This window comes from Sphingopyxis lindanitolerans, assembly GCF_002993885.1.
Lineage (GTDB): Bacteria > Pseudomonadota > Alphaproteobacteria > Sphingomonadales > Sphingomonadaceae > Sphingopyxis > Sphingopyxis lindanitolerans.
In genome coordinates this window covers 2,172,913-2,191,843 of sequence record NZ_CM009578.1, presented here as the reverse complement: position 1 = coordinate 2,191,843, position 18,931 = coordinate 2,172,913, and the positions used below count along the sequence as shown (strand labels likewise).

The window sequence follows — 18,931 nt, the reverse complement described above, 5'->3', positions numbered from 1 at the left end:
CCGCCGAGATTATGTGATCGCGAAAACGTGATACATCGGGCCGTCGTCGGTGCGCATTCCGTTCGACACCGCGATCACGCGATTCAACCATTCATATTTCGCGTGCGCGGTTTCGAAGCGCGGCGTTGTGTGGAGATAGAGGTCTTCGTAGGGGCTGGGTTCGCGGCGCGCAAAGCGGGCCGCGGCTTCCGGAGAGGTCGGTGTCGACAAGCCGGTATATTGCATCGATATGAGGGCACCATCGTCGGTTTCCAGAGCGGTGCGCACGTCGATCAGCATCGTGCCGTCGCCGCGCCAGGAAACCCAGTCGGCGCCGCCGTCGAGGACGCGGCCTCGCATTTTTGGGCCTTCAAAAGTGCCGCCGACCACCGGGAAGATGCCCCGCCTGTTCTCGCCGCCCACGGGGTGCGCCCGATCATAGGCGACGTCGAGCCGCATCACGAACAGCGGTTCCCAGGAAAGTGTTTCAATTCCGGCCATCTTCATTCTCTCCACTTGATTTCGGGGACTGGTCTTCGCACGAGCCCTTGCTCGCTGTGGGCGGTGCCGCGATCCTCTGGTTCGGCGTGTAAAGCAGTAACCACCAAGGGCTCCAAATCACGCGCCGCAACTGGTGCGAAAATCACACTCGTAAAATTCGGGTGCAAGACGCCATGGGCTGCGACTTGCGGATCTAATTGCGCCATCGTGCGCGCAAGCCTTTCCCCAAGAGATGGCTGAGACGGCAGAGGAACGCACATTGACCCACGCAACGAGCACCGATGAGCGACAGGGCGGCGAAGGCGGGGTTGCGAATATTTCGCCATCCCATCGCCGTTATATCCTGATGTTGTTGCTGGTTGTCTCGACGCTCAATTTTCTAGATCGCCAGATTATCAACATTCTGGTCGAGCCCATCAAGCAGGATCTGCACCTCGCCGACTGGCAGCGGGGGATGTTGACGGGTTTGAGCTTTGCGCTCTTTTATTCGGTACTGGGGCTGCCGATCGCCCGTCTGGCCGACCGATCGAACCGGCCGATCATCATCGGGGTCTCGCTTCTTGCGTGGAGCGGCTTTACCGCGCTGTGCGGAATCGCCAATTCGTTCGCGCACCTGTTGCTCGCGCGGGTCGGAGTCGGATGTGGCGAGGCGGGGGGCGGGCCTCCCTCTCATTCCCTCATCGCCGATTTCACGACGCCACAGAATCGGGCCTCAGCCTTGGCCTATTTTTCGCTGGGCAGTCCGATCGGCACACTGTTGGGGCTTGGTCTTGGCGCTGTCGTCGCCGATGCTTTCGGATGGCGAATGGCCTTTTTCATCGCTGCCGCTCCAGGCATCATCCTGGCTGTTCTCTTGATGGCGACCGTCAAAGAACCCCGAAATCTTCGTGCGCTCGAAGGCAAGCCGAAGGCGAGCATCAAGGATGCGTGGATTGAGCTGAAGTCCAAGCGCACCTTCTGGTGGATATGCTTTGCGGGCGCCGCGACGTCGGTGGCAACCTATGGCCAGGGTGCGTTCTGGAGTTCCTTCTTTCTGCGTGTCCATGGTGACGAAATCTCGACCCTGTCTCCGGCCGGGACCGGGCCGCTCGTGCTCGTCGGCGTGAGTCTAGGATTGGTGAAAGGGCTGAGCGGCGTGGCCGGCGTCATCACCGGAGGGCTGATCACCGATCGTCTCGCCCGGCGCGACCTGCGCAGCTATTGCTCCGTTCCGGCCATCGCGCTGCTATTGGCATCGCCCGCCTTCGTCCTGGTGATGCTGGCGCCCGGTTTCGTCATGGCGGCCGGGCTGCTGATCCTGCCGGTTTTTCTATCGAGCCTGATCTTTGGCCCATCCTTCGCGGCGGTTCAGACGCTCGTTTCCCCCGGAACACGCGCGACCGCGGCCGCGATCCTGCTTTTCATCCTGACGCTGACAGGTCTGGGGCTTGGACCATTGTTCATCGGCATATGCTCCGACATTTTTTCCGCGTCGCTCGGCAGCGCTGAAGGATTGCGGTGGGCCCTCCTGTTGACCGCGCCGGCGAATCTGATTGCCGGGTTGGCCTTCTGGCGGGCCCGCCGAACCATCGTCCAAGAACTCGAACTTGATTGAACTGAGAGATTGCCATGATTCCCGATCATCTTTTTGCGCCGTTCCGTGCGGAGGCGCTCGCTTTGCCCAACAGGGTCGTCATGGCTCCCATGACGCGATGTTTCAGCCCCGATGGCGTGCCCGGCGACGATGTCGTGCAATATTATCGTCGGCGGGCCGAGGGTGGGGCGGGCCTCATCATTTCGGAAGGCACGGCGATCGACGAGCCCGCGGCGATTACCAACTCGCGCATCCCCTTATTCTATGGTGACGAACCACTTGGCGGATGGAAGCGGGTTGTCGATGCGGTCCATGACGCCGGCAGCGCGATTTTTCCTCAACTCTGGCATACCGGCGCCGCGAGGCAGTCCGAATTGAGCGTCAATCCGGACGTTCAGGCGATCTCGCCTTCCGGCTTGTTTGCTCCGGGTCAGGCGGTGGGGCGTGCGATGACCGATGGGGACATCGAACGGCTCGTGACGGCTTATGGCCAAGGGGCGGCGGATGCGAAGCGGCTGGGTTTCGACGGCGTCGAGCTTCATTTTGCCCATGGCTATCTCGTCGATCAATTTTTCTGGCCAGAGGTGAATCTTCGTGCGGACGCGCATGGCGCCGACCGCTTTCTGCTTGCCGAAGCGATCGTGGCCGAATGTCGGCGGCGAGTGGGAGCCCGCTTTCCGATCGGCCTACGCTTCTCGCAGTGGAAGCAGCAGGATTATGATGCCCGGCTCTTCGCTGGCCCCGCCGACCTCTCTGCATTCCTCGAACGCATGGTCGATGCCGGCGTGACCATTTTCCACTGCTCGTCGCGCCGGTTCTGGGAGCCTGAGTTCGAGGGCGAAACGCTCAACCTTGCCGGATGGACCAAGAAGCTCACGGGCATGACGGTCATCACCGTTGGTTCCGTCGGGCTGAATCAGGAATTTCTGGTCAGCAGAACCGGGGTCGATACCGCGATCGACGAAAGCCGTCTCGAACTGCTGAACGGCATGCTGGCCCGCAACGAATTCGATTTGGTCGCGATCGGCCGGGCGCTTTTGGCCGACCCCCTCTGGCCCAGCAAGGTTCGTGCGGGACGTTTCCAGGATCTGGCCACCTATTCGAAGGACGCCGAGCAAACGCTTGTCTGAGCAAGCAGACGAATTCATTTCAAGGGAAGGATATATCATGGGTCTTATCGACTTTCGGGCTCGACCGAATACCAAGGAAATCATGTCGCTCTACGATCAGCCGGGGCGAGAGTTTCTGTGGCAGCGCTGGGGTTGCCCGCCGCCACCCAAGATCGAACTCGATGCCTTCATGGGCAACCTCAAGGCCGTCGGCGTCACGCAGGCGGTGGTGACCGGACGCCAGGTCGTGTCGGATCAGGGGGTCGCGTTCGGAACCAGCAACGATTATATCGCGGAGTGCGTGAAGCAATATGCGGACACGCTCATCGGCTTTGCCGGCATCGACGTTTCTTCCGGCGACCGGGCGGTAGCGGAGGTCGAAAGGGCCGTGCGCGACCTTGGCATGAAGGGCATCTCGATCGATCCCTTCACCGCGCGCATCCTCCCCAACGACAGGCAATTATATCCGCTGTATGAAAAGGCGGCCGAGTTGGGGATTCCGGTAATAACGACCGTCGGGCCGCTCGTTGGGCGATATGGCGATCCCTATCTGTTCGACGAGCCGACCGCGGATTTTCCGATGGTCAAATTCGTCTATTCTCATGCGGTATGGCCGCAGGTTCTCGACTGGCTCGGCTTGGCTTTCCGGCGACCTAACGTCTTTCTCGAACCGTCGATTTACTGGACCAATCCGGGATGTGACGCGATGTGGATCGCGGCCAACGGGCAGCTATCGGACCAGATCATCTATGCGAGCGCCTTTCCCTTCGCGTCGCTGAACGCGATGGAAAAGATTCGCGCGCGGTGGGACTGGAGCGACGAAGCCTGGCACAAGTTCACCTATGCCAACGCCGCCCGGATCCTCGGGCTTGAAGAAGGCTGAGCCAGTGGCGTCCCGCGCGCCTTTGGCGCTCGTCACGGGGGCTGGCCGCGGGATCGGCCATGCCATTGCGAAAGGGCTCCTCGAGGACGGGTGGCACGTCATCGCCACGGACTGCGATGCCGATGCACTCGATGCGCTTGCCCGTTCCTCGCCTGACCGGCTGCCCCTGTCGATCGAAGTGCTGGATGTGACCGACCGGGCGGCCGTCGCCGCCGTGTTCGATCGGTACGGGTCGCTGGACCTCCTCGTCAACAATGCGGGGATACCCGGCAGGCGGTGTGCAATCGGGACGATTTCCGAAGCCGAGTTTCGCAAGGTTCTGGGGGTCAATATGTTCGGCATGTTCATCGCCTCCCAGGAAGCGCTGCGACGGATGGATGAGGGGGCCGCAATCATCAATATTGCGTCCGCTTCCTATCTGGTGAGCCCCAATGTCCCGCATTATGGTATGACCAAGGGGGCCGTGATCAGTCTGACCCGGTCTATGGCTATGGAGTTCCGACGCCGCGGGATCAGCGTGAACGCCGTCGGCCCGGGTGCGATCGACACCCTGATGCAGGGAACCCTGTCCGCCGAACATAGGGCCCATCTTGCCCGCACCTATTCCGATGGGCCCATGCCGCCGGACGTCATAGCGGCCGCGGTACGGTACCTCGCGTCGCCACACGGTCGGCGGACGCGAGGTCAAGCGTTGCTTGTCGATGAAGGAACCGGCCTGGGGATCGATTTATGGTAGGCGCGCGCTTCTTTTCCCTGAAAGTGATCGGAAACGGATCCGGGGTCGCGGAGGCCATCGCCGAGCGACTGACGAAAGGTCATGATTTCACCGAGACAGAGCAGGGACCGTTCGATCTCGTCATGATCGACGCGGTGGATGAGGAGGGAGATACTCCCTTTCTCGAACTTTCTGACGAAGATTTTGAGCGGCTCTATCTGGCGCCAACGGTCCGCCTCGAGCGCGTGACCGCCATGGCCCGAACGCTGATCAAGCCTTCGGGCAGTCTCCTGCTGGTCGGCACGGATGCCTATCTGGGAAAACCGGAAGGCGCGCCTCAGTCGGCGGCCGCCGGGTCCACGGTCATATTGGGACGCTCGCTCGGTCGGATGGATCCGCCGGTCCGATGCAATATCATCCTTCTCCCGATCGAATGCGATCGGCGCCATCCGGACATGTTTGGCGATGCGGCGCGGCTGGCGTTGGCCGTGACCGGCTCGGAAACCCTGTGTGGGCTGCGATTGTTCCTGGACGGTGCTGCGCACCTGGCCAGCCGCCACGTCGAATATGGCTAAAGCCGATGCGGGACCTTCGCGGCGGGCAGGTCGGTCGAAGTCCGATCGGCCTGCCGCGAAGCCATCATTCTCAGGCGGTTTCCAGCGCCGAAACGGCGTCAAGCGCGCGCGCCGAATAGACGAGGGCCGCCCCCGCATTCAGCGCGACCGCCACGCCCAGCGCTTCGGCGATCTCCTCCTTGTTCGCGCCCGCCTCGATCGCCCTGCCGGAATGGACGGCGATACAGCCATCGCAGCGCGTCGTGACGGCGACTGCGAGCGCAATCAATTCTCTGGTCTTTGCATCGAGATGATTGGTTTTCGCGCCCGCGCCGCTAGCCGTCATATAGCCGCCGACCGTATCAGGAGACAGCGAAGCCAGTTCACCGATCCGGCCCATTAGCGCTCCGCGATATTCTTTCCAGTCGATCATAGCTTGCTCCATTGATGGGCGAGCGAGGTGTCGCCCGGCCGATGCGGGCCTTCTTGTCGATCATTGGAACATGACGAAGGGGTAAGCTGGAACGTGGCGGATAATCACATCTTGAATAACAAGCGCCTGCCTCCGCGTAACAGAGACATATCGCAGAGACGATACTATAATTTATGAATTAAAGTATCATTTTTAGAAATTCCATAAAATGAGCAATTTAAACTTCTTAATTATCAAGAAGTTTCAAATATTTAATGAATATTGTGTCCGCGGGAGAGTTTAAAATGAATATTTTAATCAAGAATATTTTTCTGTCTAGCGTCTCTATTGCTACCATGGCGATAGCCTATCCTGCTTTTGGCCAGCAGGCGGCGGAAGATGCGAGCGCATCTGCCGAGTCCGTCGGTGCCGACGACATCGTGGTGACGGCGCAACGGCGCGAAGAGAGTCTGCAAAATGTTCCGATCGCCGTATCCGCATTCGGGACCGAGGCGCTGAAATCTCAAAAGATCGAAAGCGGGCTCGACATTCAGACGGGCGTGCCCAACATGACCTTCGCGCAGGGGCAGCGCGGAGACAATGTCACCATTCGCGGCATTGGTACAAAGGCTTTTTCGGGATCGAGCGATTCGGCGACCGGGGTGCATTTCGCTGGCGCGCCCGTCACCGACAACCGGCTCTTCCAAATGGATCTGTACGACGTTCAGCGCCTTGAAGTGCTGCGCGGGCCGCAGGGGACCCTTTATGGCCGGAACGCGACGGGCGGTGTGATCAATGTCATTCCGGCGCGGCCTACCGACGATTTCGAGGCATCGCTGAATGCGGAATTCACCAATCATGGCGGCCGCAAGTTCCGCGGCATGGTCAACATTCCGCTTGCTCAGGATGTGCTGAGCCTGAGGCTCGCGGCCAGCATGTTCGACCGGAACGGATATGTGCGCAATCTGATGAACGGCGATACGATCGACGGCCGCAGCATGTATTCCTTTCGTGCGACGCTCGGCTTCAAGCCGACGGATCGGCTGAGCGGCTATTTGACCTGGCAGCGCTTTCGCGAGGATGACGACCGGCTCACCACCGGTAAGGGCGTATGCTCGGCCGACCCCGGTCCATCCTCGCTCGGTGGCGTGGCGATCACCAATCCGATCGTCCGTGGGCTGTTGAGTCAGGGCTGCGCCAACGAAGCGATGGCGCCGGGGAAGGCGACGGCGCTTCCCAACTCGCTGACGACATTCTTTGGCGTTGCCGCCTATCGCGCCGGTCTGGCTTCGGGCGATGTGTTTGCCGGCCAATCGCAGATTCCGGGTTTCGACCAGGTCGCCACGCCGGTCACGCCCTCCTATGTGGCGCAACAGGACATCTACCAAGGCGGCCTGACCTGGGATGTCGTGGATACGGTTCGCGTCGAATATCTCGGTTCCTATCAAACCGGCAAGACCGCTTCGCGCCAGGATGCCCTTTTGGTGTACCCGGAGATCGCTTTCAATTCGACGGCGCTCTACCCCGGCGGGATCGTGAACGACCCGCAGTTGGGCGCCTATGACCGGTTGATGTACCTCAACGCCAACACCCGGACGAGCAAGCAGCATTTCCATGAATTGAGGGTGGCGTCGTCCTTTTCGGGGCCCTTCAACTTCAGCGTCGGCGGAAATTATCTCGACTTTCGGCTGGTCCAGGCAGCGGGTAACTATTCGCACACGCTGACCGCCTTCGCCAACGTCGCGAACGGCGGTGCGTCGTGCGCCATCAATAATCCCGGCTGCATCTACATCGATCCGAACCCGAGCCTGATGGGACAGGGGCACAATTATTTTCTGAGCTATCAGCCCTACCGCTTGCATTCCTATGCTGGTTTCGGGGAGGCCTATTTCGAGCTTTCCGATACGGTGAAGCTCACGGCCGGCGCGCGCTACACGAAGGACGACAAGCAGCTCGACAATATCCCGGCCCGGCTTCTTACGCCGGGATCTGGCTATCCGGCGGGCAATCCACCCGTCCTCGAAGCCAGCTTCGAGGCGTTCACGGGCCGCATCGGAATCGACTGGAAGCCCGAGTTGGGCTGGACCGATTCGACCCTCGTCTATGCGTTCGCATCGCGCGGATACAAGGGCGGCGGCCTCAACCCCGCGGCCTCCGACATCCCGGCGACCTTCGCGCCGGAGTATGTCAACGCTCTCGAGATCGGAACCAAGAACACGCTTCTGAACGGAGCGCTTTCGTTGAACGCTTCGGCCTTTTATTATGACTATAAGGACTACCAGATCTCGAAGTTCGTCAACCGCGTCAATGTGACCGAGAATGTCGATGCGCAGGTGATGGGACTGGAGCTGGAAGCGGTCGCGCGTCCGCTCGACGGCCTTCGCTTCAACTTCACGGGCGGCCTTCTGCATTCGAAGATAAAGAATGGAAGCTCGCTCGACCTGTTCGATCGCACGCAGGATGATCCCGATCTTGCCATCGTGAAGAACGGCTCGGCCTCGGTATGTGTCGTGCCGAAGGCGGCGCTGGCCGACTTCGTCGCCATTGTGCAGCGGAGCAATGGCGCGCCGGAAGTTGCCGGAATTTCGGGCAACCCCAATTCGATGTTCAACATTTGCGGGGGAACCTATGCGTCGATGGGGCTTGTGCCCACGCAGGGAGAAGCCGCCAACCTGGCCGGGAACAGGCTGCCCAACGCCCCGGACTGGACCGTTTCTTTTGGTGCCGAATATCGGTGGAACCTGACCGATAGCTGGTCGACGACATTGCGCGGCGATTATTATCGGCAGGGCAACTCCTTCGCTCGCCCTTACAACGCCGCCGTGGATTATCTGCCGGCATGGGATAATCTCAATCTCAGCCTCAAGTTCACACACGAGGACATGAAGCTGGATGTCGAATTTTACGTGAAGAATGTGACGAACAATCGCGCAACGACGGATTATCTTTATAATGATGATTCCATCGGGCTGACTGCCCGTGCGTTTTTGCGTGAACCGCGCATCTACGCGATCTCGATTTCCAAAGCGTTTTGAAGGACCGGCCAGGCAGCGACTTCCGTGCAAGGTCGCTGCCTGGTCGAGCCAATCGGCGAGCGACATCAAGGAGGGTGACTTTCATGCGGAGTGAGGACAACTGGCTCATCGAAGCGGCGTGTCGGAACTTGATGACCCGCTATTGCATCGGGCTCGACACGCGGGACTCTGAACTGTTCCTTTCGGTCTTTGCGGCCGATGCCATTTGGGAACTCGTCAATGATACGCCGCGGACCCTGGCGGGACATGATGCCATTCGAGCCTATTTCGACTCGCGTCAAAAGAAGCTTTTTAACCTGCACCTTCTCCAGAACCCGCTCGTAACCGTTCTGGGCCCGACCGAGGCGGAAGGCTATTGCATCGCATTGATTGTCGATGGGCCTTGGGGCGACGGCACGCTGCCCGTGCCGCTGCGGGGGACGGAACTGATCACGGAATATCGCGATCGATTTGAATTACGGCCGGAAGGCTGGCGGATCATTCGGCGGACGATGCGAAAACTCATCGACAAAAAGTCCGCCCCGCCGTCCTGAACAAGCTTCGCACCCACCGCGACGGCAATCCACCACGGGCGCGATGATGACCGCGCGCCGATCCGGCCGTCCCGCGCTTCCAGTCATATCACATATGTGATATGACTGGCGGACAGGATGGTTTGGATGGCTTATGGTGGCGATTCATCCTTCATGCTCGTCGAAGAGATCGCCGTCAGGCGACGGACTGGCCGCTTAGGCATCCGATGCCGCATCAGTTGGGTGGAGATATGAAACGCAGGCCCGTCAAATCGGCTTCGCGCACCTTCGAAGTGCTGGAGCTGTTTCGAGATCGTCGCAAGCCGTTGAGGCTCAACGAGATATATTCCGCTCTCGGTTATCCCCAGTCGAGCACCACCAATCTGCTCAAGAGCATGGTGATCGAAGGGTATCTGAATTACAACCGGGCTACACGGACCTATCTTCCCACCTTGCAGGTCGCTTCGCTGGGAAGCTGGATCTTCAGCCACATCGCCCTCGCGAATGGCTATCAGTGGCTGATCGAGGAGTTGTTCCGCCTGACCGATGAGACGGTGGTCCTCGTCACGCAGAATGATTTGTTCATCCAATATATGATGATGCGGGTTCCTCACCATCCGCACAAGCGGCCGCCCAATCCCGGCGAGATGCGATTGATGCTTGATGCGTCCTCGGGGATGGCATTGATGAGCCAGATGCGTGACCGCGAAATCGACAAGATCTATCGTTATTCCAACTATTATGGGTTGAACCCGGGGCAGCAGATTTCCTTGCCCGATGTGATGCAGCACATCCGCTGGATACGGCATACGGGCTATTGCTATTGGCCGGACCATCCGGTGCCCGGCATTGGTTCGATCGCCATGCCGCTGGGCGAAACCCTGCACGGCATACCGCTCGTCCTCGGCATTGGGGGGACGACGGAGCGCTTGTCTCCGCGACGGGCCGAGCTGGTGGAAATCATGCGAGACACGATCGCGGAGTTTCGGCGGCGCTACCCGCACGAGGATCGTCCGTCCTCCGAGCCGGACGATTATCTCGATGAACTGGCTGTTGCCGCCGAGTGACGCCATTACAGCAGCGTCGGTTCGTCATGCGGCCGGCGATCAGGTGAGCGCGCCGTTCGCCGCGCCGAAATGATCGCCGTACTGCTTGCGGAGTTCAGTCTTGAGCAGCTTGCCCGTCGCGGTATGCGGCAGTTCGTCGACGAATATTATATCGTCCGGTAACCACCAGCGTGCGACCTTGTCGGTGAGATGCGCGACGATCTCGTCCTTCGTGCATGTCTCGCCGGGGTGTGGCCGGACGAGCAGCAGGGGGCGTTCCTGCCACTTGGGATGCGCGACGCCGATCACCGCCGCCTCGGCTACTTTGGCGTGGGCGACGGCGGCATTTTCGAGATCGATCGACGAAATCCACTCGCCGCCCGATTTGATCACATCCTTGGCGCGGTCGGTGATTTGCAGGAAGCCGTCGGGATCGATCTTCGCGACGTCTCCGGTGTCGAACCAGCCGCCGGCATCGAGCGCGCTTCCCGTCGGCTGCCCCTCATAGGCATTCAGAACCCAGGGGCCGCGCACCTTGAGGAGCCCCGCCGCTTCGCCATCGCGCGGCAGTTCCATGCCGTCCTCGTTTTCGATACGCAGTTCCATGCCGAACACGGCGCGGCCCTGCATCGCGCGCAGGTCGATCTGCGCTGCTTCAGGGAGATCGGCGTGATGCGCGAGCGGGCGGCAGACGGTCGCGACGGGGCTGGTTTCTGTCATGCCCCACGCCTGCACCGTCTCGACGTCGAGCAGGTCGCGGAACCGCTCGATCAGCGAGCGCGGCGTCGCGGCGCCGCCGGTGAAGATGCGATTGAGCTGGAGCCCGGCCCGGTCTTCGGGCGAACACTCGCGTTCGAGATAGTCGAGGAAAGCGAACCAGATCGTCGGGACGCCGAGCGAGAAGCTAATGTCTTCATCGCGCATCAATTCGAAGAGCGAAACGGGATCGAGCGCGGATCCGGGCAGGACCAGTTTCGCCCCCGCCATCGCCGCGGAATAGGGAATGCCCCACGCATTGACGTGGAACAGCGGCGTGACGACGAGGATCGAGTCCGCGGCACCGAGCGACATGCTGTCATTCGCGAGCGCGCTCATCGCGTGCAGCACGGTCGAGCGGTGGCTGTAGAGGACGCCCTTGGGATCGCCCGTCGTTCCGCTCGTATAGCAGAGGGCGTTGGCGCAATTCTCGTCGATGTCGGGCCAGGCCTCGATCGCGCGCGGGCCAGCGATCAGGCTTTGGTACGAGATCGGATCGGCGATGCTGGATGCGGGAGTATCGGCTTGATCGCTGAGGATGACGACATGCTCGATCTTCGGCAGGTCGCCGAGCATCGGTTCGATGATCGCGATCAGGTCGGGGTCGACGCACAATAGGCGCGCGCCGCCATGGTCGATGATGTAGCGGATTTGTTCGGGAAACAGGCGCGGATTGACGGTGTGGAGGACCATGCCTGCGCCGCTCACGCCATAATAGAGTTCGAGGTGCGGCAGCCGATTCCACGCGAGCGTCGCGACGCGGTCGCCTGGGCGAAGGCCAAGATCGGCGAGGCTCGCGGCGATGTGGCGGGCGTGGCGCTCGACCGTCTGCCAGTTCGAGCGCGTCAGCGATCCGTCGACACCGCGCGACACGATTTCGCGCCGTGGATGGTTGGTCGCGGCATGCCGGATCAGCATCGCCGTCGTCAGTTGCTGCGCCTGCATCAGGCCTTGCATCCATTCTCTCCCTTGCAATGATCTGGTGGAGAGGGACGATCGCCCAGCCGGCGGCCGCTGCGAAGCGGCGCCTCCTTTGCGCGCTGCTTATTGCCTGTGTGATTTTTTCGCCCGGGCGTCGCCGTGTTTCGAGGCGCCGCGACAATCACATTTGCGAAATTGGCGCGTCCGGCACTCGTCTGCGAGCCAGTCGCCCCTCCTCGACGCTAAGCCCTGGCAAGTGATGGGAGATGCGACAATGAATCTGGATCTCGCCCCGGAAGACCGGGCCTTTCAGCAGGAAGTGCGCGCCTTTTTCGCGGACTCGATTCCTGAAGAGTGGAAGACAACCATTCGTGCCGGACTGCGCCTCTCTCCCGCGACGCTGACGGCTTATCAGCGGCGTCTGGCCGATCGGGGCTGGGGCGCGCCGACCTGGCCCAAGGAATATGGCGGGACCGGCTGGACGCCGCAGCAGCTTTACATCTTCTGGTCGGAGGCGTCGGCCGCCGATGCGCCGTCGCAGTTTCATCAGGGCCTCGAACTCATCGGCCCGATCATCTTCACCTATGGCAGCCAGGCGCAGAAGGATTTCTACCTGCCCCGGATCATCACCGGCGAGGATTGGTGGTGCCAGGGCTATTCGGAGCCCGGCGCAGGGTCCGACCTTGCGGCGCTGCGGACCCGCGCGGCGCGGGAGGGTGACGATTATGTGATCAATGGGCACAAGATGTGGACGAGCTATGCGCATGTCGCGACGCGCATGTTCCTTCTCGCGCGCACCTCGGCAGAGGCGCGGCGACAGCAGGGTATTTCGCTGATGCTTGTCGATATGGACACGCCAGGCATCCGGATCAGCCCGATCCGCACGCTCGACGAGAAGTATCACACGAACGAGGTGTTCCTCGACGATGTCCGGATTTCCGCTGCCAATCTGGTCGGCGAGGAGGGCATGGGCTGGAATTACGGGAAGGTGCTGCTCGACCGCGAGCGGATGGTCGCGGCGGCGACCGCGATGTTTCTGCCGCAAACCTTGCGCGCGGTGCGCGAGGCGGCGTCACGCCGCCGGACTGCGAACGGCCCCTTGATCGACAAGCCCGAATTCCGGGCGAAGCTTGCGCAGGTCGAGATCGAGGCGATGGCGGTGCAGGCGATGGTGCTGCGCTTGATGGCCGACGCCGCGACAGGGGCGGACTCGGGGCCGCGTGGGTCGATGGTGAAGTTGCGCTGGTCCGAACTGACACAACAGGCGACGGCCCTGTGGGTCGAGGCACTTGGGCCGAAGGCACAGCATTTCGCGGCGCTCGACGATGCGAGCGCGCTGCCGCGGGATATGCCGCTCGCGCTGCAGGGTGCGCTCTATTCGCGCGTGACCAGCATTTACGGCGGGTCGAGCGAAATTCAGCGCAATATTATCGCGCGCCGCGCGCTCGGCCTTTGAGGGAGATCACGCATGCAGTTCGCCTATAATGACGAGCAGCAGATGCTGCGCGACAGCGTCGAGCGTTTCGGCGACGAAGAATGGAGCGCGGCCGACCGGCTGAAACGGCTGGAGGAAGGGGCCGAGGGCACCGCGCGCCGCTGGGCGCAGATGGCGGAACTCGGCTGGTTGATGCTGCCGATCGCCGAAGCCGAAGGCGGGCTCGGCGGGGGTCCGATCGAGATCATGGCCATCATGGAGGGTTTGGGGCGTCACCTGATGACCGAGGCCTATGTCAGCTATTGCGTTCTCGCCCCCGCGCTCATGGCGGGCGGCGGTGATTATTGCACCGCTCTGCTCGAACAGGTGGGCGCGGGGAAGGCGCGGATCGCGGCGGCGCTGATCGAGGATGAGGGATATGCTACTGCGGCGATCACCACCTTCGCATCAATGGACGGCGATGCGTTTCGCCTGACCGGCGTGAAGACGCATGTCGAGGACGGGGCCGACGCCGACTGGTATCTGGTCTCGGCGCGCATTGCGGGCAGCATGGGTGATCGCGACGGTATCAGTCTGTTCCTCGTTCCGCGAACGGCAGAAGGGCTCAGGGTGCAGCGGTTTCGCTCGATCGACGGACATCGTCATTGCAGCCTCGAATTCGCCGATGTTGTGGGTATCCCGGTGGGTGGGCTCGGCGAGGCCGCTGATCGTATCGATGCGGCGCGCGACCGCGCGATCGTCGCGCATTTGGCCGAGGCCGTGGGATCAATGGAGGCGGCCGCCGCCGCGACACTGGACCATGTCCGCACGCGCCAGCAATTCGGGGTGTTGATCGGCACCTTTCAGGTCGTGCAGCACAAGGTCGTCGACATGAATATCGCCTGCGAAGAGGCGCGTGCCTTGACGATGGTCGCAGCATCCCAGCTCGCCAGCTGCGGAGAAGCGTCATCGCTGATCGCCGCAGCGAAAGTTCGTGTCACACAATGCGGTCTTGTGGTGACGCGGCAGGCGGTGCAGCTCCACGGCGGCGTCGGCACCAGCGAGGAACTGATCGTCAGCCACCATCTTCGCCGGCAAATGATGCTCGACATCGCCCATGGCGACCGCGACCACCACAAGGCGCGTTTCGCTGAACTCAATCGCTAGTCAGGAAGATCGCGCGATAGCGCGAACTGTGGCCGGGCGCGCCAGCATGCGGTTGAAATGAGCCTCAAGCCGCGGCGGCAGAGTCTCGCCCAGGCGGTTCACCTTCCAATTCTCGCAATAAAAGAGCGCCGCATCGGCGATGCTGAATTGATCGACGACATAATCGCGCGCGCCAAGTGCTTCGTCCATGACGGCAAGCCCACCGTCGAAGATGGCGCGCCCGCGCGCCTTCACGGCGTCATGATCCTTTTCGCCCGGCGTGAAATTCCCGGGCCGGACCATCCGGGTAAAGCCCTGCATGTGAACCGTGGAGACGATATAATCGACGGCCTCATAGACCCGCGCCTTCGAGAGAGGGTCTTCGGGGATCAGGCGCCCCGTCGAATCCTGTGCGGCGATATAGGTGGCGATCGCGGGCCATTCGGTCAACAACGCGCCGCTGTCGAGAATCAGAGCCGGCACCTTCCCCTTTGGATTGACCGCGAGAAACGCCTCGGTGCGCTGCTCGCCGCCAGCGAGGTCAACGGACTTGATCTTGTATTCGAGCTCCGCTTCCTCGACCAATTGGAGAATGCCGAGCGAACAACTGCCATTTGCGTGCAAGATTATCATGAAGAGGGGCTTTCCGTGGATGGTTTGGGAAGAACTTTGCCGGGATTGAGCAATCCCCGGGGATCGAAGGCCCGCTTGATGAGCCACATGGCATCGACGCCGGCCTGGCCGTGCTCGATCGTCATATAATCGAGCTTGCCAAGTCCGATGCCATGCTCGCCGGTGCAAGTGCCCCCCACGGCAATGGCCTGGCGTGCAAGCGCATCGGCGATGGTATGCGCTTCTTTTCGTTCGGTCTCGGACGACGGGTCGATCGGGCAGATGACGTGGAAATTGCCGTCGCCGACATGCCCGACAATCGTGGCCGGGAAGCTGGCTTTTGCAATCATTTCACGTGCGAGCTCTATGCAATCCCCAAGACGCGAGACGGGCACGCAGACGTCGGTAATATAGCCCTTGGATCCGGGACGTTGAGCGGTGGACGCATAAAGCGCATCGTGGCGCGCCTGCCACAAGCGGCTGCGATCCTCGGCATTTAGGGCGATCGTCCAGTCAAGACCGCCATGGGTCCGGACGAGCATCTCGACCAGTGCGATTTGCTCGGCAACGGCGCCTTCGGCACCATGGCACTCGAAGAATAATGTGTCACGTTCGGGATAGGCGCTGCGCGAGTAGGCGTTGATCGCACGCATCTGCGCCGCGTCGGCGAGTTCGACCCGGGCAACCGGAATGCCCATCTGCATGATCTGCGTGACCGTAGAGACCGCATCTGCCAGCGTTTCGAAATGGCTTCGGGCGACACGAACCGTCTCCGGAATGCCGTGCAACCGCAATCTCACTTCGGTGATGATCCCGAGCGTGCCTTCCGAACCGACGAAAAGCCGCGTGAGGTCGTATCCCGCCGAGGATTTGCGGGTCCGGGTTCCCGTGCATATGATGGATCCATCAACCAGCACCACGGTCAGCCCCAGGACAGCGTCGCGCATCGTGCCATAGCGCACGGCATTGGTTCCCGACGCTCGCGTTGCCGCCATTCCGCCGATCGTCGCATCCGCGCCCGGATCTATCGGAAAGAAGAGTCCGGTGTCTCGCAGCATCTTGTTGAGATGAAGGCGGGTCACTCCCGCCTGAACCATGCAATCGAGATCCGCGGCTGCAATTTCGACGATCGCATCCATCCCCCGAAGGTCGAGGCAGACGCCGCCAAAAGGCGCCGCCACATTGCCCTCGAGCGACGTGCCGGCCCCAAAGGCGATGATCGGGACGCCAGCGTCATGGCATAGGGCGGCGATCCGGCTGACCTCGTCCGTCGATGACGGGAAGGCGACCACATCGGGTGGCATCGGCGCATGATAGGCCTCACCGCTCCCATGGGTTCGCCGGTCGTCCTCGGAAAGCGAAATGCGACCGCCACAGGCGGCGGCAAGCGCCTCGAGAAACTTGTCGTCGATTCGGGAATGCACCATGATGCCGGACCTTTTCTAACGCTTCGATAGGCCGGCTCGGTCGGATTGGTCCATCCCGCCCGATCTTCGGGATCTATATTCCGGATGAAATAATCGACAGTCGAGGCCGGATGACCAGACTATGTGCCAGCCGGGAGACGTAAGGACTGCGAACATGATGAATATTTTGGATCCGCTTGGCCGATGGGACCGCTTTCTCGGCGCTATGCACGCGTTGGTCGATCGTCATCTTTCGGACACCGATACCATCGCTTTCGGAACCGATATTCTGGCTTCTCTAGTGGCTGTCGACGATTGGTTGCCTGACAGTTTGGCCGCTCCCGATTCCCGACATTATCAACAGCATCTGTTGCATCTTGATCCTCGCGCTCGCTTCAGCGTCGTCAGTTTCGTCTGGGCGCCAGGCCAGTCGACGCCGATCCACGACCATGGAATATGGGGCCTTGTCGGCATGCTCCGGGGGAGCGAATTGTCGCAACGCTTCGTGCATTCCGGCGCCCGCCCGCCGCAACCCGTCGGTGCGCCGCGGCGTCTCGAACCGGGCGATGTCGAGTGCCTCGACCCTGCGGCGGGCGACATTCACAAAGTAAGCAATGCAAGCGATGGAGTTTCGGTGAGCATTCATGTCTACGGCGCCGATATCGGCAAGGTTGAACGGCGTGCGTTTGGGCTCGACGGCGACGTGCGTCGCTTCATTTCGGGATATAGCGCCGGCGAAGCGCCGCAACACTGGACTGGCAACCGGCCATGACGATGATCAGTCCCTTGAATGTGCGCCGGAAGTTCCTGCTGCGCGAGGAGGTCGCACTCTTCGACCTCAGGGGCGAGGCCGATTATGCCCTCGCCCATCCGCTGTTTGCCGCGTCTCTTCCATTGGGCCAACTCGAGGCGCGGATTGGCGCGATCCTGCCGCGCCTCGACACCGCTATCATCGTCTATGACGATGGCGAGGGATATTGCGACCTTGCCGTCGAACGCCTCGAATCCCTCGGATATTCGGATGTCCGCGTGATGGCAGGCGGACTCGATGGCTGGCGAAGCGCCGGTTTTGAACTGTTTCAGGACGTCAATTCGGCCAGCAAAGCGTTTGGCGAACTTGTCGAGTATCGTCGGCATACGCCCTCGATCCCCGCGCCCGAGGCGAAAGCGTTGATCGAAAGGAACGGCAAGTTCGTCATCCTCGATGCGCGACGCTTCGATGAATATCAAAACATGAATATTCCGACTGGAATCAGCGTGCCGGGGGCAGAGCTGGTCCTGCGCGCTCGCGCCCTTGCTCCCGATCCCGCGACCATGATCATCGTGAACTGTGCGGGACGAACGCGCAGCATTCTCGGCGCTCAGTCGCTTATCAACGCAGGCCTCCCGAACCCGGTGAAGGCGCTTCGCAATGGCACGATCGGCTGGCTGCTTGCCGGACAATCCCTCGAAACCGGCAGCGAGCGAAGCTTCTCGGAAGCCGATTCGGACTTTGAGGCGGAGGCGCGCCGCGCCGCGCGCGACGTCGCTTACCGCGCCGGGGTGAAGCCGATCGATCGGGACGCCCTCGCGGCGCTGATGGAAGATCCGCGGCGCACGACCTATCGCTTCGACGTCCGTAGTTTGGAAGAATATCTGGCAGGCCATCCGGCTGGCTTTCTCCATGCCCCCGGCGGCCAGCTTGTCCAGGAAACCGACGTCTTCGCGCCGGTGCGCGGCGCGCGCATCGTGCTCGCTGACAATCGGGGAGTGCGGGCGGACATGACCGGATCGTGGCTCGCCCAGATGGGCTGGGAAGTTTATGTGCTGGACGCCGCGCTTGCAGGCGAAATTCACCATGGTCCTGCCCCTGATCTGCGACCGACACCTCCTTCGCCCCCGCTGATGAGCGCTACGGCGCTTGCCGAAAGGGCGGACGAAGTCCGGATCGTCGATCTGTCTTCAAGCCCCCGTTATCGTCGGGGCCATATTCCGCACGCCGCTTTCGCGGTGCGCAGCCGACTTTTGGAAATATCGGGCAAGCTGGTTGGTCGGCCGATCGTTTTCACATCTGAAGATGGCTATATCGCACGATATGCGGCGACCGAACTCGCAGCCGTCAATAAGGGTCAAATATATGCGCTGGAGGGCGGAAATGCCGCATGGGTATCGGAAGGCCGCGCTCTTGCTGCGGGAGAGGACGAAATGCTCGTGCGCGCAGATGACGTCTATCGCCGTCCCTATGAAGGGACGGACAATCCCGAAAGCGCCATGCAAGCCTATCTCGATTGGGAATATGGTCTTGTGACGCAACTTGAGCGCGACGGCACGCACGGTTTTTTCGTTGTTTGAGCAAGCCGATGCCTACCGCCCGTCGC

General features: G+C 61.4%; 17 protein-coding genes. 12 read left to right on the top strand and 5 right to left on the bottom strand.

What is annotated here, in order from left to right:
* Positions 1–9 precede the first annotated feature (9 nt).
* Positions 10–486, bottom strand: a complete 477-nt coding sequence (locus CVO77_RS10560; RefSeq protein WP_105999017.1) for a DUF3237 domain-containing protein — start codon at positions 484–486, stop codon at positions 10–12.
* 226 nt (positions 487–712) lie between these two features.
* On the opposite strand from CVO77_RS10560, the gene CVO77_RS10555 reads away from it, so the two are divergent.
* Genes CVO77_RS10555 through CVO77_RS10535 form a run of 5 tightly spaced genes read left to right on the top strand, consistent with a single transcriptional unit; the run spans position 713 to position 5,335 of the window.
* Positions 713–2,074, top strand: a complete 1,362-nt coding sequence (locus CVO77_RS10555) for a spinster family MFS transporter (protein WP_105999016.1) — start codon at positions 713–715, stop codon at positions 2,072–2,074.
* A gap of 14 nt (positions 2,075–2,088) precedes the next feature.
* Positions 2,089–3,183, top strand: a complete 1,095-nt coding sequence (locus CVO77_RS10550) for an NADH:flavin oxidoreductase (RefSeq protein ID WP_105999015.1) — start codon at positions 2,089–2,091, stop codon at positions 3,181–3,183.
* A 37-nt stretch (positions 3,184–3,220) separates the two neighbouring features.
* Positions 3,221–4,045, top strand: coding sequence for an amidohydrolase family protein (locus tag CVO77_RS10545; protein WP_105999014.1), 825 nt, complete (start codon positions 3,221–3,223; stop codon positions 4,043–4,045).
* Positions 4,032–4,781 carry an SDR family NAD(P)-dependent oxidoreductase gene (locus tag CVO77_RS10540; protein WP_242445895.1) on the top strand — a complete coding sequence of 250 codons (750 nt, stop codon included), beginning with the start codon at positions 4,032–4,034 and terminating at the stop codon, positions 4,779–4,781. The genes CVO77_RS10545 and CVO77_RS10540 overlap by 14 nt, the downstream gene beginning before the upstream one ends.
* Positions 4,775–5,335, top strand: coding sequence for a hypothetical protein (locus CVO77_RS10535; RefSeq protein ID WP_105999012.1), 561 nt, complete (start codon positions 4,775–4,777; stop codon positions 5,333–5,335). The genes CVO77_RS10540 and CVO77_RS10535 overlap by 7 nt, the downstream gene beginning before the upstream one ends.
* Before the next feature lie 70 nt (positions 5,336–5,405).
* On the opposite strand, the gene CVO77_RS10530 is transcribed toward CVO77_RS10535, so the two are convergent.
* On the bottom strand, positions 5,406–5,747 hold the full coding sequence (locus CVO77_RS10530; protein ID WP_105999011.1) for a carboxymuconolactone decarboxylase family protein: 342 nt from the start codon (positions 5,745–5,747) through the stop codon (positions 5,406–5,408).
* A gap of 254 nt (positions 5,748–6,001) precedes the next feature.
* Between CVO77_RS10530 and CVO77_RS10525 the strand changes: the two genes are divergently transcribed.
* The 3 genes from CVO77_RS10525 (at position 6,002) to CVO77_RS10515 (ending at position 10,340) form a co-directional block, all read left to right on the top strand.
* Positions 6,002–8,761: a TonB-dependent receptor gene (locus CVO77_RS10525; RefSeq protein WP_105999010.1), complete on the top strand. Its 2,760-nt coding sequence runs from the start codon at positions 6,002–6,004 to the stop codon at positions 8,759–8,761.
* Between the two features lie 83 nt (positions 8,762–8,844).
* Positions 8,845–9,294 carry a nuclear transport factor 2 family protein gene (locus CVO77_RS10520; protein ID WP_105999009.1) on the top strand — a complete coding sequence of 150 codons (450 nt, stop codon included), beginning with the start codon at positions 8,845–8,847 and terminating at the stop codon, positions 9,292–9,294.
* A gap of 101 nt (positions 9,295–9,395) precedes the next feature.
* Positions 9,396–10,340, top strand: coding sequence for an IclR family transcriptional regulator (locus CVO77_RS10515; RefSeq protein ID WP_242445894.1), 945 nt, complete (start codon positions 9,396–9,398; stop codon positions 10,338–10,340).
* A 39-nt stretch (positions 10,341–10,379) separates the two neighbouring features.
* On the opposite strand, the gene CVO77_RS10510 is transcribed toward CVO77_RS10515, so the two are convergent.
* A complete protein-coding gene (locus CVO77_RS10510; protein WP_105999007.1) occupies positions 10,380–12,032 on the bottom strand; it encodes a long-chain fatty acid--CoA ligase in 1,653 nt (550 codons plus the stop codon).
* Between the two features lie 238 nt (positions 12,033–12,270).
* Here CVO77_RS10510 and CVO77_RS10505 point away from each other — a divergent pair, with 238 nt between their 5' ends.
* Complete coding sequence (locus CVO77_RS10505) at positions 12,271–13,452, top strand: acyl-CoA dehydrogenase family protein (protein ID WP_105999006.1); 1,182 nt, start codon at positions 12,271–12,273, stop codon at positions 13,450–13,452.
* A gap of 12 nt (positions 13,453–13,464) precedes the next feature.
* A complete protein-coding gene (locus CVO77_RS10500; RefSeq protein ID WP_105999005.1) occupies positions 13,465–14,577 on the top strand; it encodes an acyl-CoA dehydrogenase family protein in 1,113 nt (370 codons plus the stop codon).
* Here CVO77_RS10500 and CVO77_RS10495 read toward each other — a convergent pair whose 3' ends face one another.
* Together CVO77_RS10495 and CVO77_RS10490 are read right to left on the bottom strand one after the other, a co-directional pair.
* Positions 14,578–15,189 carry a glutathione S-transferase family protein gene (locus tag CVO77_RS10495; RefSeq protein WP_105999004.1) on the bottom strand — a complete coding sequence of 204 codons (612 nt, stop codon included), beginning with the start codon at positions 15,187–15,189 and terminating at the stop codon, positions 14,578–14,580. It abuts the gene before it with no gap.
* Positions 15,186–16,595 (bottom strand): FAD-binding oxidoreductase, encoded by a 1,410-nt coding sequence (locus CVO77_RS10490; protein WP_105999003.1) that lies wholly within the window; start codon positions 16,593–16,595, stop codon positions 15,186–15,188. The genes CVO77_RS10495 and CVO77_RS10490 overlap by 4 nt, the downstream gene beginning before the upstream one ends.
* A gap of 154 nt (positions 16,596–16,749) precedes the next feature.
* Between CVO77_RS10490 and CVO77_RS10485 the strand changes: the two genes are divergently transcribed.
* Both CVO77_RS10485 and CVO77_RS21845 read left to right on the top strand, forming a co-directional pair.
* Positions 16,750–17,346, top strand: coding sequence for a cysteine dioxygenase family protein (locus CVO77_RS10485; protein ID WP_242445893.1), 597 nt, complete (start codon positions 16,750–16,752; stop codon positions 17,344–17,346).
* 2 nt (positions 17,347–17,348) lie between these two features.
* Positions 17,349–18,905, top strand: a complete 1,557-nt coding sequence (locus CVO77_RS21845) for a rhodanese-like domain-containing protein (protein WP_338061519.1) — start codon at positions 17,349–17,351, stop codon at positions 18,903–18,905.
* The last annotated feature ends 26 nt before the right edge of the window (positions 18,906–18,931 follow it).

What these genes read in the sequence shown, in the direction of transcription:
- CVO77_RS10515 (WP_242445894.1), top strand. Translation starts at nt 9,396, where the DNA reads ATGACTGGCGGACAGGATGGTTTGGATGGCTTATGGTGGCGATTCATC.
- CVO77_RS10485 (WP_242445893.1), top strand. Translation starts at nt 16,750, where the DNA reads ATGATGAATATTTTGGATCCGCTTGGCCGATGGGACCGCTTTCTCGGC.
- CVO77_RS10560 (WP_105999017.1), bottom strand. Translation starts at nt 486, where the DNA reads ATGAAGATGGCCGGAATTGAAACACTTTCCTGGGAACCGCTGTTCGTG.
- CVO77_RS10495 (WP_105999004.1), bottom strand. Translation starts at nt 15,189, where the DNA reads ATGATAATCTTGCACGCAAATGGCAGTTGTTCGCTCGGCATTCTCCAA.
- CVO77_RS10490 (WP_105999003.1), bottom strand. Translation starts at nt 16,595, where the DNA reads ATGGTGCATTCCCGAATCGACGACAAGTTTCTCGAGGCGCTTGCCGCC.
- CVO77_RS10505 (WP_105999006.1), top strand. Translation starts at nt 12,271, where the DNA reads ATGAATCTGGATCTCGCCCCGGAAGACCGGGCCTTTCAGCAGGAAGTG.
- CVO77_RS10530 (WP_105999011.1), bottom strand. Translation starts at nt 5,747, where the DNA reads ATGATCGACTGGAAAGAATATCGCGGAGCGCTAATGGGCCGGATCGGT.
- CVO77_RS10535 (WP_105999012.1), top strand. Translation starts at nt 4,775, where the DNA reads ATGGTAGGCGCGCGCTTCTTTTCCCTGAAAGTGATCGGAAACGGATCC.
- CVO77_RS21845 (WP_338061519.1), top strand. Translation starts at nt 17,349, where the DNA reads ATGATCAGTCCCTTGAATGTGCGCCGGAAGTTCCTGCTGCGCGAGGAG.
- CVO77_RS10525 (WP_105999010.1), top strand. Translation starts at nt 6,002, where the DNA reads ATGAATATTGTGTCCGCGGGAGAGTTTAAAATGAATATTTTAATCAAG.
- CVO77_RS10555 (WP_105999016.1), top strand. Translation starts at nt 713, where the DNA reads ATGGCTGAGACGGCAGAGGAACGCACATTGACCCACGCAACGAGCACC.
- CVO77_RS10545 (WP_105999014.1), top strand. Translation starts at nt 3,221, where the DNA reads ATGGGTCTTATCGACTTTCGGGCTCGACCGAATACCAAGGAAATCATG.
- CVO77_RS10510 (WP_105999007.1), bottom strand. Translation starts at nt 12,032, where the DNA reads ATGCAAGGCCTGATGCAGGCGCAGCAACTGACGACGGCGATGCTGATC.
- CVO77_RS10500 (WP_105999005.1), top strand. Translation starts at nt 13,465, where the DNA reads ATGCAGTTCGCCTATAATGACGAGCAGCAGATGCTGCGCGACAGCGTC.
- CVO77_RS10550 (WP_105999015.1), top strand. Translation starts at nt 2,089, where the DNA reads ATGATTCCCGATCATCTTTTTGCGCCGTTCCGTGCGGAGGCGCTCGCT.
- CVO77_RS10520 (WP_105999009.1), top strand. Translation starts at nt 8,845, where the DNA reads ATGCGGAGTGAGGACAACTGGCTCATCGAAGCGGCGTGTCGGAACTTG.